16 protein-coding genes are annotated in these 17,605 nt (G+C 70.6%); 5 read left to right on the forward strand and 11 right to left on the reverse strand.

Annotation, left to right across the window (positions count from 1 at the left end; genetic code table 11):
• Positions 1–8: 8 nt before the first annotated feature.
• From IE239_RS38975 to IE239_RS38985, 3 genes are all read right to left on the reverse strand, one after another.
• Positions 9–1,877: an ATP-dependent helicase gene (locus IE239_RS38975; protein WP_190154176.1), complete on the reverse strand. Its 1,869-nt coding sequence runs from the start codon at positions 1,875–1,877 to the stop codon at positions 9–11.
• Positions 1,864–3,852 carry an ATP-dependent nuclease gene (locus tag IE239_RS38980; protein WP_190154177.1) on the reverse strand — a complete coding sequence of 663 codons (1,989 nt, stop codon included), beginning with the start codon at positions 3,850–3,852 and terminating at the stop codon, positions 1,864–1,866. The genes IE239_RS38975 and IE239_RS38980 overlap by 14 nt, the downstream gene beginning before the upstream one ends.
• A gap of 138 nt (positions 3,853–3,990) precedes the next feature.
• Positions 3,991–4,899: a hypothetical protein gene (locus IE239_RS38985; protein ID WP_190154178.1), complete on the reverse strand. Its 909-nt coding sequence runs from the start codon at positions 4,897–4,899 to the stop codon at positions 3,991–3,993.
• A gap of 139 nt (positions 4,900–5,038) precedes the next feature.
• Here IE239_RS38985 and IE239_RS38990 point away from each other — a divergent pair, with 139 nt between their 5' ends.
• The 3 genes from IE239_RS38990 (at position 5,039) to IE239_RS39000 (ending at position 6,605) form a co-directional block, all read left to right on the forward strand.
• Positions 5,039–5,488 carry a hypothetical protein gene (locus tag IE239_RS38990; RefSeq protein ID WP_190154179.1) on the forward strand — a complete coding sequence of 150 codons (450 nt, stop codon included), beginning with the start codon at positions 5,039–5,041 and terminating at the stop codon, positions 5,486–5,488.
• A gap of 491 nt (positions 5,489–5,979) precedes the next feature.
• On the forward strand, positions 5,980–6,243 hold the full coding sequence (locus tag IE239_RS38995; protein ID WP_190154180.1) for a hypothetical protein: 264 nt from the start codon (positions 5,980–5,982) through the stop codon (positions 6,241–6,243).
• Entirely contained in the window at positions 6,240–6,605 is a 366-nt protein-coding gene (locus IE239_RS39000) for a hypothetical protein (protein WP_060880727.1), read from the forward strand. Before IE239_RS38995 ends, IE239_RS39000 begins: the two co-directional genes overlap by 4 nt.
• A gap of 93 nt (positions 6,606–6,698) precedes the next feature.
• Here IE239_RS39000 and IE239_RS39005 read toward each other — a convergent pair whose 3' ends face one another.
• From IE239_RS39005 to IE239_RS39025, 5 genes are all read right to left on the reverse strand, one after another.
• On the reverse strand, positions 6,699–7,055 hold the full coding sequence (locus tag IE239_RS39005; protein WP_190154181.1) for a hypothetical protein: 357 nt from the start codon (positions 7,053–7,055) through the stop codon (positions 6,699–6,701).
• 318 nt (positions 7,056–7,373) lie between these two features.
• Positions 7,374–7,541, reverse strand: a complete 168-nt coding sequence (locus tag IE239_RS39010; protein WP_190154182.1) for a hypothetical protein — start codon at positions 7,539–7,541, stop codon at positions 7,374–7,376.
• Positions 7,542–7,579: 38 nt separating this feature from the next.
• Positions 7,580–7,882 carry a hypothetical protein gene (locus tag IE239_RS39015; RefSeq protein WP_190154183.1) on the reverse strand — a complete coding sequence of 101 codons (303 nt, stop codon included), beginning with the start codon at positions 7,880–7,882 and terminating at the stop codon, positions 7,580–7,582.
• A gap of 52 nt (positions 7,883–7,934) precedes the next feature.
• Entirely contained in the window at positions 7,935–9,149 is a 1,215-nt protein-coding gene (locus tag IE239_RS39020) for a hypothetical protein (protein ID WP_190154184.1), read from the reverse strand.
• Complete coding sequence (locus IE239_RS39025) at positions 9,146–13,024, reverse strand: SNF2-related protein (RefSeq protein WP_229878710.1); 3,879 nt, start codon at positions 13,022–13,024, stop codon at positions 9,146–9,148. Before IE239_RS39025 ends, IE239_RS39020 begins: the two co-directional genes overlap by 4 nt.
• 241 nt (positions 13,025–13,265) lie before the next feature.
• Between IE239_RS39025 and IE239_RS39030 the strand changes: the two genes are divergently transcribed.
• Entirely contained in the window at positions 13,266–13,898 is a 633-nt protein-coding gene (locus IE239_RS39030) for a hypothetical protein (protein WP_190154185.1), read from the forward strand.
• Positions 13,899–13,959: 61 nt separating this feature from the next.
• Positions 13,960–14,349, forward strand: a complete 390-nt coding sequence (locus IE239_RS39035) for a hypothetical protein (RefSeq protein ID WP_190154186.1) — start codon at positions 13,960–13,962, stop codon at positions 14,347–14,349.
• A gap of 56 nt (positions 14,350–14,405) precedes the next feature.
• Here IE239_RS39035 and IE239_RS39040 read toward each other — a convergent pair whose 3' ends face one another.
• The 3 genes from IE239_RS39040 to IE239_RS39050 all read right to left on the reverse strand — a co-directional run bounded on the left by IE239_RS39040 (position 14,406) and on the right by IE239_RS39050 (position 17,466).
• Positions 14,406–14,606, reverse strand: a complete 201-nt coding sequence (locus tag IE239_RS39040; protein WP_190154187.1) for a hypothetical protein — start codon at positions 14,604–14,606, stop codon at positions 14,406–14,408.
• Between the two features lie 257 nt (positions 14,607–14,863).
• Positions 14,864–15,355: a hypothetical protein gene (locus IE239_RS39045; RefSeq protein ID WP_190154188.1), complete on the reverse strand. Its 492-nt coding sequence runs from the start codon at positions 15,353–15,355 to the stop codon at positions 14,864–14,866.
• A gap of 35 nt (positions 15,356–15,390) precedes the next feature.
• A complete protein-coding gene (locus IE239_RS39050; RefSeq protein WP_190154189.1) occupies positions 15,391–17,466 on the reverse strand; it encodes a hypothetical protein in 2,076 nt (691 codons plus the stop codon).
• Positions 17,467–17,605 lie beyond the last annotated feature (139 nt).

The following is a 17,605-nucleotide window of genomic DNA, read 5'->3' on the forward strand; positions in this document are numbered from 1 at the left end:
CCGCCTGGTCAGGTCTGTTCGTCGGGGAAGAGCCGCCGCGCCATCTCGATCACGAAGGCTGAGGGCCCAAGGGACATCCAGTATCCGTTCCTGGTCTCGTACCCGGGGCCGACGATCATGGTCACGGTCGACTCGGCACGGGTGAGGGCGACGTAGAAGGTGCGCCTTTGCTCCGCGAGCTCCGTCTCCGTGGGTTTCCGCCACTGCTTCCCGCTGTGGACATCACGCGGAATGAGGCCCTGGAGGAGGCCCGGCAGGATCACGGTGTCGAACTCTCGGCCCTTGGCTGCGTGGTAGGTGGCGAGCAGTACCTTGCCGATGACTTCCTCACCGCGCGCGAGGTCCTGCAGCAGAAGGTCCTTGGACCTGCACAGGCCGGCCAGGTCGTCGAGGCTGCTCGTGTTGTCCTGGTCGGGGTGGCGCGCGGCTATCTCGTCGAGAGCCAAGCCGGCGCGCAGGTGCTCCAGCCAGGCGAGGGCAGGGGCTTCGGCTGGGTAGAGCTCCTCGGGGTCGAGGCACAGCTGCAGAGCCCTGGGCACGAAGAGCCGCGAGGGGGACGGGGCAAGCTGGGCCTCGGTACGCAGCGTGGTGAAGGCGCGGGCCAGAGAGGCAAGCGATGGTGCCTGCGTACGGCGCAGCATGTCGGCGCGATCGGCGCCGGATGCGGTGTGGATCTGGTAGTTGGTGACGGCGCGGCTGGCGCACCGCTGGACGAAACGGGAAAGGCTGCCAGTGGGGAGCTTGTCGTCGCCTTCGTGCCGGAAGTCCAGCTTGCGTCGGGTGAGCTCGCTGCGGACGTCGTCGAGCAAGCGACCGCGAGCGGGGTAGAGGATGGCGATCCGCTCGGGGCTGATGCCCTTGTTCTGCGCCTGCTCGACCAGGTCGCAGGTCACTCGGGCATGGTCCGCGAGCCCTCCCTCGACCTGTTCGAGGTTGACGTCGCCTGGGGGTGCGCCTTCGCGGGCGAGGCGGCCTCGGGAAAGGCCGAGGGCGGCTTCGGCGGCGGTGATGATGTCCTGGCCGCTGCGGTAGTTGACCTCGAGTTCGAGATCGAGGAAGTCCGCTCGGCCTGCCAGCTCGGTCAGGTACTTGGCGTCGGCTCCGGTGAAGCCGTAGACGGACTGGTCGGTGTCCCCGACGGCGAAGACGGTGATGCCGGCCAGGTCGCGCAGGGCGAGGACGAGTTCGTGCAGGACTCCGCCGAGGTCCTGGTACTCGTCGACGACGAGGTGGGGGAAGCGGGAGCGCAGGAGGTCGCGGACATGTGCGTGCTCCCTGACGATGTGCACGGCCCGGGTGACCATGGCCTCGAAGTCGATCTCGCCTCGGAGGATGAGCTGTTCCTCGTAGAGGCGTGCCGCCTGGACTTCCCGCGGGTCGAAGCTGTCCAGGTTCTCATTGCAGGCCAGGGCCCGGCGGATCCGGGTGCTCTGGGGCACGCGGTGCTGGGCGAGGACCTCGGCGATGCCGGCCTGGTCGAAGCAGCGTTGCAGGAGCGCTTCGGTGGCCGTCTTGTTGAGGACCTGTCCTGCTTGGGGTGCCGACTGCCCGGTCAGGTGTGCGAAGGCGCGGAGGATCTCGTTCAGGCAGAAGGCGTGCACGGTGGAGCAGGTGATCCGCCCTTCGGCGCGCACGCCACTGCGGAGGACGCGGCGGCGGATTTCCTCGGCTGCCGCGTTGGTGTAGGTGATGCAGGCCACGCCGCGGAAGGCCGAGATCTGTGTTTGGAGCACGTAGGCGATCCGGGCGACGAGGGTGCGCGTCTTCCCGCTTCCGGGGCCGGCCCGCAGAACGACGTTGCCGTCGTGGAGAACGGCGGTCCGCTGCCGGGGGTGCAGACTGTCGAGCTCCGCGAGCAGGGTGTCACTGACCTGCATCGCTGCCCTGCCCGTTGACCTGTGGCGCCGTGTGGCCGGTGAGCAGTGAGGTTCCGCGGGCCGCGCGGCTGATGCGTTCCATGGCCAGGAAGAGGTAGGAAGCCGTGCCCAGGCGGCGGAGGGCTTGCTCGTCCAGCGGGACCTCGTCCGCGATCTGAACTTCGGACCGGATCCGGGCGTCCAGGTCGACCTGGGCGATGTGCGCGGCGAGGCGCTGGGCGAAGCGGCCCTTGCCGAGGTCGCCGATGCGCTTGAGCATCTTCTTCCGCAGCTCGGGGTCGACCGTCGTGTTCAGCTCGTTGGCGACCCCGCGGCTCACGTCGTCGATCGCGGTGGCGTAGCTGTTCAGCTCCTTGAATGCCTGGATGATCTCCTCGCCGAACATGGAGCACAGGTCGGTCTCCAGGGTCTGGGCGCCGACGTAGACGCCGTGGCCCTGGAGTTCCGAGGCGAGAGGGTCGCGGGTCGTTGGGTAGCCCGCCGCGTCGGTTTCCGGCAGGAGGGCAATCTGGTCCATGAGCGCCCTGCTGCGGGCTTCCTCGGGGTGGAGGTTCGCGCCTCGCCTGAGGCCGGCTTCCCGGCGGCCACGCTTGTCGCGGGCGGCGTCTCCGTCGGTGATGACCACGTGGGGAGTGTTGAGGCCCTTCGGACCGAGGAGCGCCCGGTAGGGCTTGAAGTCGGTGCCGTGGACACTGGCCACCACGGTGCCGTAGGCGTCGAGGTCGAAGCCGGCGGCTTCGGCCAAGGCGGGGAGGATGTACAGCTCGGCCAGTCCTTCGACCAGTACGACGGCGGAGGCGAAGAGGACCTCGGCGCGGCTGACGTCGAGGTAGCGCTCCAGGTCCGCGGCCTGCTCGCTGCTGACGGGGAGGGCGGACGTGGTGGCACCGGTAGTGCCGTTCTCCGTTGCGCGCAGCACGATGAAGGAGCGCACCGGCGCGACGGCGGCGATGTGCGGACTGTGGGTGGTGAGGACGAGCGACGGTCCGCTGCGCAGCAAGTACCCGAAGAGGTGCCGCTGGAGGGTGACGTGGAGGTGGGCTTCGGGCTCCTCCACGGCGACAAGGGTGGCGATGAATTCCTCGTCGTCCCGCTGCTGGCTGAGGGCTTCGAGCAGCAATCCGAGGTAGATGACGTTGGCGCTGCCCAGGCTGGTGTCGGAGATGCTCCTGCGGCGGGCCGTGTCGAAGAACAGGCGTACGGCGCGAATCAGTTCGTCCGGCTTGGAGGAGGCGAACCCCAGGGTGGGCTGGACCGCCAGGCGCGGCCCGAACATCGCTGTCAGCCGGTCCGTCAGGTGCCCTTCCAGCTTGGCGACGTTGTCGTCCTTGGTGAGCTGGTCGACTGCCGTGGCCATGGCCGAGGCGGTGGCTTCCAGGTTCACCGGGTCGAGGGGGAGTCGTTCGAGGAGATCCCTCATCGGGCTGCGCCGCCAGTTGTGCAGGTCTGCCTCGGCGTCTCGCAGGGCCGGCAGGACGCGCAGGGCAACTTCGCGGCGGATGGCGCGCACGTCGTTGGTCTCGCGGTCGCCGGCGAAGACGATGACGTCGTAGTCCTTCGCGGTCAGCGGCCGGCCGGTCGGCTGCACACGGGAGCCATCGGCCGCTGCCACCTCCGTCCGCGGGGCGAAGCGGTAGGTCAGCCGAGCTACGTACGGGTCGAAGTCCACCGCGGCGCTGGACAGAATGCTCTTGGCGTCGGCGTCGTCGTCGAAGCCTCGTAGCTCGACCACGATGGTCACCTCGGCTCCGCCGGCCAGGCCGGTGGGGTGACCTTCCCAGATGTCCTCCTCGCGCAGCATGCGCCTTGCGTCGGAGATGGACGGGTCGAGGACCAGGCGGATCGCTTCCAGCAGATTCGACTTGCCGACGCCGTTCTCGCCGACGATCACGGCGTGGGCGGGGAAGTCGTCGATGACGAGGTGCCGGAAGTTGCGGAAGTTGAGTATCTCGATCCGCGAAATGTGCAGGCCCATTCGTCCCCTTGGCGATCTGGTGCGATGTGGTGATTCATCATTCCAGGGCCGCCCCACGTCGGTGGGCCCTTTCTCGGCGTCCGGTGGTCTGCCGGGCCGCCTTCGGTGCGATCTCTGTGGCTGTGCCCGCTCGAGTCGCTAGTCGGGCTCGGGGTCGGGGTGGATGTTCAGGTCGGCGAGAAGGGCGCGGCGTTCGCGTTCCTCTCGGTTCAGGAGTTCCGCGAGGATCAGCGGATCATGGCGGGAGGTGATCGCATCGCGAACGACGGAGGCGAGGATGTCGGGCGGCAGGGCCTCAGCCTGGGTGGTGGAGCTGCCGGTGAACGAGCGGTTGTCGGTGGCTTTCGTGGGGGCGGTCGGCAGCCGGTGTTCCTCGATCTGCTGCTCGGTGACCGCCAGGCGCTCGAAGACGACTTCCGACCCGGGGGCGTCCACGGCGGCGAACGCCTCGACGTCCTCCGCGAGCGCGGAGAACAGGTGCACCCCGCTCGGGTCCCAGTCCGATACGACGAACACCCTCACGGGTCGGGGATCGGCGGCCATGCGCAGCGCCGCGGTCCGTTTCGCCGGCAGGCCGCTGAATCCGCTGCCCGAGTACACCGGCACTCCGTACGGCTCGGCCACAGCGCGGAGCTGGCTGACCATCCCCGCTGTCTCCGACCACACCTCCAGCCGGATCGCCTGGCCTGTCTGCCGGTCCAGCCGGTAGCCGTCCGCCGCCTGCCGCAGCGCGGCATGAAAGTCGTCGGGGCCGGCATAGAAGACGGGTTCCGCTTTCAATTCGGTGTCGTCGCGGAGCGCTTCCCAGGGGATTCGGCCCGACCGGCGGCCCATGCCGATCACCTCGATCAGCCGCTTGTAGGTGCGGGACTCCTTTGCCAGTACCCCGTCGGAAATCAGCGAGTACCAGACCTGCCTGATGGTGAGCGGCAGGTGGTCCGTGTATCGGTTCAGGACCCGGTCCGCGGCCGCGAGCAGTTCCAGCGAGGACGCCTGGGGCTTCCAACACGGCTGGTACCCGCGTGAGCGCCGATTGGGCATGGTCACCTCCCGACGCTGAAAGGGACGCCATGGCGTCCCTTTCAGGATCGCCGCACAGAACGCAAGATGCCAGGCCCCTTCCTGCCCCTTTCCCGAATGGGCGACATCCGGGGCGACCTGGTGTCGACTGCCTCGTTGACAGGCCATGACGGACTTCAAGGAGTGGATGGCGCAGTTCGCGGCTGTACCCGGCCCGAGCGAGGAACGGCTGGCGCAGTTGCACGGCGCGGACGGGATCGACGGCCTCACCGAAGGAGAGGCCCAGGCATGGCTTCTGCGGGTCATGGTCGACTACCAACGCGAGCCCATCGGGTGGCAGGCCCGCGTGATGGTGGGACGCGCTGGACCCGAGTGCACAGGCCCGGTCGTTGTCCCGGCCGGCAGCCGGTTCCCCCAGGCGGTCACGGCCGTGATGGACCAGGCGCAGGACCTCGCCAACATCACACGAAGGCCCGTACGGGTCATCCACGGCGTCGATGGCAAGCCGGACCGGTTCCTTCCCACCCTGGCGAAGTTCGCGCCCGACATGACCGGCTTCACCTCCCCGGTGTGGGCCGCGATCCCCGAACCCGTGGAGGACCCAGTCCCGTCCTGAGAACCGGACGCCGCACCGGCTGTACCGGAACTTCGATCCCCGGCTCCCTACGTCGGCTGACGACGGGGCCCAGTGTGGCGGCCGCACCTTGGCCGCCCCGCTACCGTGTGCGGGCATGGATGGCAGCCTTCCCCATGTTGATCCCGCCTCGGACCATCGCCTCTGTGGGATCTGCCCCGCCCTTCGGTTCCCGCGTACGGTCTTCGTCGTCTTCGATCGGCCGTGTCGCGAGGCGCCCTTCGACCCGGCTGACGGACATCGGTACACCCTCGACGGGAGGCCGGCCTGCGTTCACCCGCACAAGCTCGGCCTGCCGCCTGACCACACCGCGGCGCCGCGCGAGTCTGCGCCCATCGACGCTGGCCGTATGCAGGCGCGTACCCGGTGGTGGCCTTGGGGGCGCGGCCGGTAGGGCGGCGCGGCGGTTGGCAGCGGTTTCCGTTCGCCGTTCTGCTAGCCGCTGGTACCAGCACCTAGCTACAGTGGTGTGTATGGGAAAGCAGACGAATATCCGACTGGACGACGCCGTCAAGGCGGCCGCCGAGGACCGGGCCAAGCGCCGCGGACTGAGCCTGCAGGGCTACGTTGCCGACTTGATCGAGGCCGATGTGAACCAGTCCCGTGCCGCCTTCATGGCCGGCGCCGCGACGTTCCTGGCCCAGTACGCGGACGCGTTCGAGGCGGAGGTCGGCGAGGACCGCTACCCCGGCCTCCCGGAGGGGCTGATGGAGAGCGCGCCGAGGGACGCCGCGTGAATCTCCGCATCGATCTCGCCTGGATCTTGGCCGTGGCGCAGCAGATCCCGGGTGACCCCCAGGTCGTCGACTACGGCGTGCCAGTAGCAGCCGAAGCACGTCATCGCGCGGAGGTCCTGGACCACGAGGTCTATCCCGAGCCCCATCACAAAGCCGCCGCGCTGCTGTGTGAACTGGCTAGGAACCCCAGCCTTGAGGTACGCAACCTCTTGTTCGCGGCCACGGTGACGGCGGCCTACCTGTCGGCATGCGGCCTCCCGGTCAGCCCTGGGCTGGACACCGTGATTCCCTTGGCCCGCGCCGCCCGGGACGGGCTCCCGGTGCGGGAGGTCGCCGCTCAGATCAAGACCTGGACAAGCTGATCGGGCATGGCCGTGGGCGAGCGTCGCCCGGCCATCAACACGTGTTTGGTCATGGACCGGAGTTCTTGCGATCGACGCATCGCGCAAGATCGGTCACGCGCCAGGGGGCGCCTGGTCGGTCTGTGGTCTGCCGACGAAGTTCGTGACCAGCGCGCGGATCCGGGAGCGGAGCTCGGACCACTCCTCGGTGGATCGGTGCTCCGCCTTCATCTGTTCAAGCACCCTTTCGAAGGACAGCAAGGCCACACGGCCGCGGCGGCGGCCCAGCGCGGTCCGGGCCTCCTGCAAAGGGAGCTGTCTGACATCCGCGCCCTCGGCGCGGCGGTGCAGCGCGGTGATCCGGGTCAGCACGTTGAGGTCGCCCAAGATTCGGACGAGTTCTTGATCCGCCCATCTGCCGAGCACGGCTCGTCTGCCCTTCCAGACCGCGAACCGACGCCAGCGATCCACGTCGGCAGCATCACGATGCGGACGGCCGGAGTCTCGGCCTGCGGGATCAAACCGCTGGCCAGGAGCATTCCGTACGGCCCCTGCGCCAAGGCGATGACCATGCACCACTGCAGCAGACCCCTCGGATACCAACGTAGGCGTCCGTCGGCGAGGGTCACTATCGCACCGACCAACGCCAGACCGACCAGGAGCAGCCAGGCAGCCTCTGCACTCACAGCTGTCATGTCACGCACATGCGGACTGTAATCCCCGGCACCGACAGCGGTGGCTTCGAGCGTCCCGCTCGCTTCACCCCCGTCGCGGCTGGCGAGGAACGGTTCAGGCTTCCGGGACGTCGTCGTGCTTGGGGCTGTCTGCATCGGGGGCGAGATGGTCCACCAGCACGAGCAGCATCTGCACGGCGAGGGCGCCGAGGAGGATGGCGACCCATCCCATGGTCCATGGCGTGCTGCGGGTGTCGAGCACGGTGGGGGTGAGCACCACCATGGCGGCGATCATGCCGCACGGAAGGACCCACTGCCGCCTCATGGCCGGCCGCCCGGCACAGTGTCGTCGGACTGGCGCCCGCCCTCGGTGTCGTTGTCCGGGTGGTGCGGATGGTTTCGCCACGCAGCGGCCAAGCTCATGAGCTTCTGGAGCAGGTGCTCGGCTGTGTCACGGTCCTGGGCGTGTACGGCCTCGGCGTAGGACTTCTCCAGAGCGTGGGCGGCTGTCCAGTCGTCCTCGTACGCCTGGCGCCCTTCGGGGTACTGCTCGCGGCGCCGGTCGTCGAGCCGGTCCACGACGAACTGGTAGGCGCGTACGCCGGTCTGCAGGTCCAAAAGCATGCGGCGGATCTTTCCTTTCGGAGAGGGGTGACCTGGTCGGCTGTGGGTCGGTCTATCGGCTGAGCGGTCGTGCGGCGCGGGCGCGCCGAGCGGCGCGGAATGCTTCGGCGGGATCGTCGCAGGCTCCGGGGGCGGGACGCCACTCATCGGCTCGCCAGAGAGTGAAGGGGTGCCACCGGCCGTCGAGACCGGGCCGGATCTGGACGCCTGCGGTCGAGTCGGTGATCGCTCCGTCGGCGATGTCGATGATCCCGAGGGTGACGGCGCGGGAGGCGCGGAGGGCCTCTGCGGCCTGTTCCAGGGTGCTCGGCGGGATCGTGGCTGCGGCGAGGGTGGCATGGGCGCCGGCCGGGCCGCCGTGGCGGTAGCCGATCATCATGGCGCGCAGTGTGGTTTCGGTAAGGCCGGTGGCGTCGGCGGCAGTGGGTAGCCGGTCGATGCCGTGGGGGCTGGCGAGGATTCGCACGGTGTCGGCGAGGTCGTCGTGGGGTGGGTCCGGGATGGCGGTCAGGAGCGCTCGGGCGCGGTTGGCGGCGTCCTGGGTCATCCAGGCCAGGTCTTGGGCGCGGGGCCCGGGGATGGGCGGGTCGTGGAGGGTGGTGGTGACCGGGACGATGGGATCGAGGTCGATGTCGGGCGGGGAGTGCGGTGGCCGGTGGGCTGCCAGGGAGTAGAGCTGGTCGGCGCGGACGGTTCCGTCGGCGTCTGCCGGGAGGGTGCCGGGGTCGGTGTCGGCCATGAGGTCGCGGACGAGGGCGGCGAGGCTGCGGGCGGACATGCCGCGGGCGCCGAGCAGGATGGAGGCCGTGACGGCGAGGCGGTCGGTGACGGCGTGGCCGAGGGCGGCGCTGTGGTCGCACGCACGGCCCGCGTGGCCGGTGGGGCAGGAGCAGGAGAACGTGATCTCTTCTGCGTCCGGGACGATGGCGACGCCGCCTGCGTGTCCGGGGTCTGCGATCGCCGCTGGGACCCGGTGGGCGAGGAGGTCGGCGACGGCTTGGGGGTTGCCGGCCAGGCGGTCGGCGAGAGTGTCCCACTGGTTGTCGGTCAGTTCGGGCAGGAGCAGGACGGCTTGGTGGGTGGCCTTCTTCGCGGTGACGGCGGCGGCCAGGCGGCCGGGTTGTGCGTGGATCTGGGCGACGGCGCCGTTGCGGTGGAGGTTGAGGCCCTTGCCGTAGGAGCCGGAGCCGTTGGTCGCCAGGTGGAAGGCTTGTTTCCAGGCGGCGACGAGGGGGGCCATGTTGCGGGTGTTGCCGGAGCCGGTCATCGGGTTCCCAGGGCGACGAGCGCGTTGAGTTCGGTGTCGTCGAGGTCGGCGAGGGCGCTCTCGCCGGAGGTGAGGACCGCGTCGGTCAGGGCGCGTTTGCGGGCGAGGAGTTCGTTGATGTGGTCTTCCACGGTGCCCTCGGTGATCAGGTGGTGGACCTGGACGGTGCGGTGCTGGCCGATGCGGTGGGCGCGGTCGGTCGCCTGGTCTTCGACGGCCGGGTTCCATGGCCGGTCGTAGTGAACGACGTGCTCGGCCCGGGTGAGGGTCAGTCCGGTGCCGGCGGCCTTGACGGACAGGATGAACACCGGCGCGGGGTCCGGGTCGTTCTGGAAGGCGTCGACGAGGTCCTGGCGGCGGGCTGGGGGCGTCCCGCCGTGGAGGAAGCGGACGGAGCGGCCGCGGGCGCGGAGGTGGTGCTCGAGGATCCGGCCCATCTGTACGTAGCCGGTGAAGATCAGGGAGGCTTCGCCGCGCTCGGCCAGGGTGGGCATGAGGTCGTCCAGGGCTGCCAGCTTGCCCGAGCGGAGGGCGAGGCCGGCCGGGTCGGCGGCGTCCAGCGGCTCCTTGAGATACAGGCTGGGGGTGTTGCAGATCTGGCGCAGGGCCTGGAGCAGCTTGAGGACCAGGCCGCGGCGCTGGATTCCGGTGCTGGTGGCGATCTTGTCCATGGTGTCGCGGACGGATGCCTCGTACAGGCCGATCTGTTCTTCGGTGAGGGCGACGATGCGGTGGTGGTGCACTTTGCCCGGCAGTTCGGGGGCGATGCCGGGGTCCGTCTTGCGCCGTCGCATCATGAACGGGCCGACGAGCCGGGCGAGTTGGGCTGCGGCGGGTGAAGCGGAGTCCTTCTCGACGGCGCCGTAGCGGGTGCGGAAGGCTTTGCGGGTGCCGAAGAGGGAGGGGTTGGTCCAGTCGAGGATGGCCCACAGCTCGGTGATGTTGTTCTCCACCGGGGTGCCGGTGACCGCGATCCGGCCGCGGGCGGGCACGGTGCGCAGTGCCTTGGCGGTGGCCGAGGTGGGGTTCTTGATGTGCTGGGCCTCGTCCGCGACGACCAGACCCCACTCGGCGGCGGCGAGGGAGGTGGTGTCACGGCGGACGGTGCCGTAGGTGGTGATGACGACCGTGTTGGGGTCGAGGGCGTCGCGGTCGAGGGTTCGGTCGGCGCCGTGGTAGCGCACGACCGTGGTGGAGGGCGCGAAGCGGGCGATCTCACGCTCCCAGTTCGCGATCAGGGAGGCCGGGCAGACCACCAGCGTCGGGCCGGCGGCGCGGGTGGTCTCGACGCGGTTCAGGTGCAGGGCGATGGTCGTCAGGGTCTTGCCGAGGCCCATGTCGTCGGCGAGCAACGCGCCGAAGCCCAGGTCGACCATGTTCGCGAGCCAGGTCAGGGCGCGCTGCTGGTAGTGGCGCAGCGTCGCTTTCAGGGCTGCTGGCGACGGCACGGCCTGGGGGGCGTCGGGGGCGCCGCGCAGCGTGCCGACCAGGGTGGCCAGGGCTCCGGCGGGCCGGGCTTCGAGGGCTTCGCCGTCGAGGGTGAGGGTGCCGGACAGGGCCGCGGTCAGCGCGTCGAGGGACGGCAGGGGTGCGAGGTCTCGGGCGCGGGCGCGGCGAGCGGTGTCGGCGTCGACCAGGAGCCAGCGGCCTCGTAGTTGGATCAGCGGCCACGCGGCGTCGGCCAGCGCGGTCATCTCCTGCTCGGTCAGCGGTTCACCGTCGAGGTTGATGTGCCAGCGGCAGTCCACCAGTCGCTCCAGTGCGAGGTATCCGCCACCCGTCGGGGACTCGTCCTCGTCGCCGGGGTCGTGGGTGCCGATGACGGCGGTGGCGGTGAGGGCGCCGAGGAGGGTGGGGGGCCACTGCACGGTGATGCCGGCCTCGGCGAGGGGGGCGGTGGCGTGGTCGTGGAGGCGGGCCAGGTCCTGGGCGTCCAGGGAGATGCGGTGGGGGCGTTCCTGGGCGGCGAGGTGCGCCAGGGGCGGGTAGTGGCGGGCGGCCCGGCGCAGCGCGCGGCGTACAGCGGGCAGGGCGGCGGGGGTGAGCTCGGCTTGGCTGTGCGGTGCCCCGTCCCAGACAGTGATCGCTGCAACGGTGTCGTCCTGATCGGGGGCGGCGAGGTGCAGGACGGCAGGTGCGGACGGGATGGTGCCCGCGGTGTCGGGTTCCTTGATACGCAGCACCAGGCGCGGGGTGGGGTGGGGATCGACGGTGTCCTCGATCGCGTCCGCCCACCTCCACAACTCGGGTGTCGCATCGGCGTCCTGGCCGGCGGGCCCGGTGTGGGGGCCGGATCCCAGGAGGGTGGGGGTGCCGGGGGTGCGGAGCATGGTGTCGGCGACGGCGTCGAGCAGGGGCCACACCGCGTGTTCGGGGGACGGGACGCGGATGGGGTTGGTGCCGGCGAGGAGGCAGTGACCTTCGGGGGCCATCAGCGCGGCGACGTCGGTGACGGCGGTGCGCAGGGTTTCGGTGATCGGGCCGATGCGCCAGCAGCCCTGGCCTTGGTCGGTGAGAGCCGGGTGGACGCGCTGCTGGGCCACGCACGTGAGGGCCAGGCGCAGAGGGTGGCGCCATCCGGTGACCGAGGCGTGCTCTCCCTGGCGGGGATCGAGGATCAGGGGGAGGGCGAGGCGGAGCGGGACAGCCATGCCGGTCACGGTGGCGCGGCGCGGCATGATGCCACCGGTCCCGGCCAGGACGAGGTCGCGGGTGACCGGCTGAAGGGGCGCCGGCAGTAGTTCGAGGTCGGGGAGCGGTGCGCCGTCGGGCCGGAAGATCATCCATGTGCTGTGGGCGGGGTGGCGGGCGGGCAGCAGGGTGAGCGCCACACCGTCGGCGAGGGCCTGCTCGAGGACGTGGTGCGCGCGGAACAACTCGGCTGCGCTGGCGGGAACGGCGGGGGGTGGCTCTTGTGTACGGGCGAGGCCGAGCGACGGAAGCAGCGCCGGGGCGTTGGACGGGGTGGGAGGCTCGGGCGCGGGAGCTGCGGGGACCTCGGCGGCCAGTGCTTGCTGGAGCATTTCCAGGAGGCTGTTGGCCGCGGCCGCGCGGGCGCTCTGTTTGCTCGTTCCCTCACCTGTCGCGGCGAGCTTTTGCCCGCGGTGGACGGCGGTGACTGTGGCGGTGAAGGCGGAAGCGGCTCCCGTGACCCGGAAGTCGGGTGTCGTGGTGTGCCCGGCCTGGGCGAACTCGTGAAGGACCGAGATGGGGCTGCGGCCGGCAGTGGGTGTCGAGCCGGTGCGAGGCGTCGGGGCTGGCGGCGGGACGGCGGGGCCGACGGATGCGCCCCATGCCTTCACGGCACGGTCGGCGAGCGGGTCGGGAAGGCCGGCGATCGCCGCGATGAGCGTGGTCATGGCCTGTTGCCGGGCGCCCTTGCGGGTGCGGGAGCGCTGGATGCTGCCGCTGATCTGCTGGTCGTCGACCGTGAGCGTGGCCTGCGCGTGAAAGCCGTCCTGGCTCCCGGCGTCCTGGCCCTCGCGGACGGTCGCTGCCGGCAGCCGGAGCAGCTGGGCGTGCATGGAGATGATGCTCGGCGCCAGTTCCGGGCTGGCGGTGACTGTGGTGAGCGCTGCCCGGCGAACCGCCGCCCAGACCTCCGAGCCGGGGGTCTCCAGGAGCAGCACCCGCAGGTCGGATACCTCCACGCGGCCCTGAGTGAGCCGGCGCGCCGCTTCGGCGGCCGCCGCCGCGGCAACGCTCGGGGCGGCATCGCGCGCAATGCCGCGCTTCAGCGCTGCGCGGAAGGCGTCGGTACTCATCGAGGAGGTGCCGTCGGCGCGGGGGGATGTGCGTGAGGCGGGGATGCCGGGTCCGGACGTACGGGCGGCCAGCGCTGCGGGGCTGATGGGCTGCAGGCGGTCGATGGACAAAGAGCACTCCCCCAGTAACCGGACGCCGTCGAGACCGCCCCCATTGTCACCTGCGGGTGCGTCAGCCCGGTGCCATACACACGCCAGGCAGCCTCGTCCGCCACCGCCGTGCGTTGCGTATTCGTGTTTCACGATGTACTTTGGTCGTATCGGGCCGGGCTCTCCGGCCTCTCTCCCTCCTTCCTCCACCGCATCAGCGCGGCCGTACTCGGCTACGGCTGCACGGAAAGGCGCGTTTGCCATGTCCAGGAAGCCCCGCGACTTCACCTTCTCCGCTCCCATCGTTTCGGCGGACGATCCCCACGCCAACACCATCGCCGCCGCCGTCGTGGCGATCGAGGCCCAGTGCGGTGAACGGGAGGGGTGGAACCGTCCCTCCCGCCTCTTCACGCTGCGTCTGCTGTCCGGCGATCGGGTGGAGACGGCTCTGTATCCCGAGGCCCTCTGGAATCCCGGCGGCGTCAACCCCGCCGATGCCTTGAGCGGGCTGAGCAGCTCGCTGCCGCCCGTCCCGGACCTTCTCCTGCCCGCCGACGCGTCTCAAGCGCCCGTCTGCGCGGTCGGGTTCATGTTTGAGGGCTGGATGCGCGACACGACCGTCCCGCTGCCCCCGGCGGTGGAGGGGCTCCGGCAGATGGGCGTGCGGGTGAACCATCTGCTGCCCAACCGGCGGGAAGTCCGGCTCGTGCACGCCGTCGATCTCAACCAGCGCACCTTCCACGTGAAGCGTCAGCGGGGTGGAGAGGCGGACGTACGGGTCGCCGGTGGGCGGGACGACGCGGCGGGGCCGGAAGGAACCGTCTCAATCGCTCTGGCCCGCATCATGCACGCCATGCGCAACGGCGAACAGGTCATTCCCGGTCAGCCCGCCTGATCATCAGCCGTCCCGGCCGACGGGCAGTCCTCCCGGCGGCCGGGCCCACCCAAGGAGTGCCATGCACCCGTTCCCCATGCTGTTCCGCTTCACCGCGAGCGGCGCCACGCCCGAGAACGCCTTCGCCCTCTACGCCGCCGCAGACCGAGAACTCCCGGTCGACCTGTTCTCGCCCCGCGCGGACCTGTCGAAGGTGGACCGCGTCACCGTGGTACGTGACCGCGCCGCGCTGGACGCCGTCGCGGCGGGCTACTTCAACGCCTCCCACGTCCCGTCGTCGCACGGTGACGGGGAGCCCCTGAACGAAGACGACGCCGAGTGGCTGGCCGACCGCCTGATCGAGGATGACGCCCCGTGCGTCCGGCTGGGCGGCGCCGGAGCGCTGCTGCTCGATGCCGCCGGACCCGAGCCGAGCTGGCTCTTCTTCGGCTGGAGCACCCGGGCCGAGTGACCCTTCGTGGCCCGGTGTCGTGGAGATCCACGGCACCGGGCCACCCTCGCGGGCGGTCACTGCAAGTCGTCGTCGACGCCTTCCAGGGCGGGGGGCGCCTGCCATTTCAGGGTGTCCAACGGCCGCGGCAGGCGCTGGCCCGAGCCGGGCACGGGCGTCATCACGGCGGATGCCTCGTCGCTGAACAAGGCGACGGGCATGCCCGAAGTGTGGGCGGGCGCGGGTGCTGCCGCGCCTGATGTCTTCGTGGTGGTCATCTGCTCCCCCTGATGCGTCGCGGGCCATGCCCGCTTGAAGGCCGGCACACGGGCCGGCTGCGAAAGCGTACCCAGATTCGACACTACGGTCCGGGAGGATTTCTCTGGGCCGCGCCCGCAGGTCAGGCTCTCTTCGCTGCTGATCGGCGGCAAGGCGGCGCTCCGCCCAGCAGCGGCCCCGCGGGCTCCCGTTCGCCGTCTCGGCTTTCCGGATCTGCCGGGCCCCCGGGCCCCGGGCCCCCGGGCCCCCGAGGCTCTCACCGCTCGACAGCCGCCACCCGGGCAGCACCCGAGTAAGGCCAGTCCGGCCCGCGCGGCCGTCGCATCGCGTACAGCCAGCCTGTCCCGGCGCTGCCGGTGCCCGAGGCCGACCCGGCGCTCTTGCCGACGACGTGGGTCATCTCGTCCAGGAGCAGCACGGACGGCTTGAGCGGCGCCATGACGACGTCCACGGCCGGTCCTCGCTCACGGACCGCTCGCGTCAGTTGTTGGAGCTCGTCGTGGACGCGATGGTCGGCCCGAAGCTGGTCCTCGTCCATGAACACGGTCATACGGCCTTCCGTGGTGTCCGCGAACGGTCCGAACGTCTGCTCGGCGGCGGCTGGCCCGAGTTCGCGGCATTCGACGGGGTGCAGGGCGCGCCTCAGCACGGCCGCGAGCTGGCCAGCGTCGGCGTCAGCCGGCAGCCGCGTCTTCCCGTGCCCCATGGGGCCTATGAACATGGCCGGGTCCGGCAGTTGCTCACTCATCGTGGGGCTCGCCTTCTTCCAAGGGTCGACGGGGATCAGGCCCGGTCGAGGTGGCGTTCGTACCAGGCGTTCAGCTGGGCGGGGTCCTGGGGCATCGACTTGATCAGGCGGAGGAGTCCTTCGCGGACCGGGTGGACCTCCGTGCAGGCCAGGGCGGAAAGGTCGGTGGTGCGCAGGGCTGCGAAGCCGGCTACATGGCGCTCTTCGAAAGTGCGCGCGCCGGCGAGGCTGTCGGCTGCGGCGAGGTAGCGGGTGACGAACGGGTCAAGCGCTGCGCGGTGGGCTGCGAGGTGGCGGAGGTAGGCGGGGCTGTCGACCGCGGCGGTGTTGGCGGTTTCGCCGTGGTGGGGTGAGGGAAGCTCGAACCAGTCGCTGATGAGAGCGGTGAGGGTGGCTGGGTGGTCGCGCGGGGTGTCGGAGTGAGGATCGGTTCGCCAGTGGCCGTCGGTTGCTCCCTGGGTGGGACCGACGCGATCGTGGAGGGGGCCGAGGACGCTGGCGAGGGTGAAGAACCCCAGGGCGTGATCGGCTCCGGCGATGACGGACCGGATCGTGGGCTCGGCCGCGGCCGACACCGTACTGGGCAGCAGGAGGCGCTGCTTGCGGTGCTCGCGCTGGAAGGGCAGGCAGACCGCCGCCTCGATCGCGGCGTGTTCGGCCAGAAGGACGGCGGCGCTCTGCGAGGGTGCGGCCTCGCGTTCCCATTCCACGGTGTCGTCCTCGTCGGCGAGGTCGCTCAGGCCGAGAGCTTCCAGGCTGACGCGGTAGACGCCGGTGGTGCTGGCGGTCAGGGTCAGGGTGCCCTCGCGGTCGGGCAGCTGCTGCCTGTGCTGAAGCGTGCCGTCGGCCCCGTGGGGGTTCCAGTCCCGACGGCTGGTGGGGCGGGTCGCGGCGGCGAGCGCCCAGTCGAGCAGGTGGACGAGTTCTTCCTGGCCGGCGTTGACGAGGTCGGTGCGCGGGGTGTCGGAGGATCGGCTGGAGAAGTGCCTGCCGAGGCGCTGGAGTGCGTCCTCCGGGAGGTTGGTGACTTTCTCGGCGCCGGGCGGGAGGCAGGGGTCGGTGCCGTGGACGGTGCCTTCGGGATACGTGCGGCAGCTGCCTGCCCAGCCACCGGAGGCGTACACGCTGGCATGGGCGGGGTCGGCGAGGACGTGGGTGGCGACGTCGAGAACGTGCTCGGCGGCCTGGACAAGGACGGGGGCGGTGCTCAGGCCGGCGAGGTGGCACAGGGCGCGGGCGGCGCGGTGGTCGGCCGCGCTGGAAGGGGCATGGGCGGGTTCGATCTCGGTGAGGAGGTCGAGCACAGCAGTGCGCGGGTCGCTCGGGCCCGGGGCGGGGATCGAGCCGGCGGGCCACAGCGCCAGGGGCAGGGACCGAGAGGTCCACAACGGCAGGACGGTGGGGGTGGCCTCGCACGCCTCGATCAGGTGGAGGTCGCCGTGGTGGCGGGTGGTGAACAGGTGGACGTGACCGCTCCCGCGGGTGAGGGCGTCGACGAGCCGGATCCGGCGCAAGGTGGCGCAGAGGTGGTCGCAGGCGCCGGCGAGTTCGACGTCCTCGGTGGCGGTGTGCTCGGCCTCGCCGGGGAGCTGGGGGATCCAGTGCGGCATGAGGCTGCTCTGGTCGGCGGTCCGGCGTCCGAGGGCAGCACGCCAGTCGCTCTCGCTGATTTCGGCGAGGAGCATCTTCGTTCCGGGCAAGGTCAGGATGATCCCGTCTCGCCGGCCGGCCCAGCGCAGTCCTGCGACGCCGGTCCCGCCCTGCCGGTAGGCGAGGGCGTCGATCCACCGATCTACCTGGGAGGGCGCGATCCTCACCACCAGTTCGTCGGTGCGGGGGGTGAGACTGCGGATGCCGAACGGGCCGCCGGTGAGTATGGGGCGGTGGCGGCCGTAGGCGGTGATGAGTGCCTGGAAGACCCGTGCCTCGCCTCGGGCCTGTCCGGGGGTGGGCGTCGAGATGAGGTGCTGGGCGTCCGTGAGCTCGGCTCGGGCGGTCTCCTCGGACTCACCCGTGGCCATCTGGCGCAGGGCGACCGGGTCAAGGACCGTGTCGGTCGTGCGAAGGCCCCACTGCTGTCGGGGCGTGTACGGGGTGAGGGTGTCAGGCACGTGCAACTCCCGCTGTGAGGTCCGCTGTCACCTGTTACAGGTTGAATCGCCCCGGGTTTGATGGAGACATCGAAGACCCGGAAGGATGCCGATCATGGCTGCTCCCCGTAAGTATCCCGATGAACTGCGTGAGCGTGCG

The organism is Streptomyces humidus (genome assembly GCF_014649655.1).
Taxonomy (GTDB): domain Bacteria; phylum Actinomycetota; class Actinomycetes; order Streptomycetales; family Streptomycetaceae; genus Streptomyces; species Streptomyces humidus.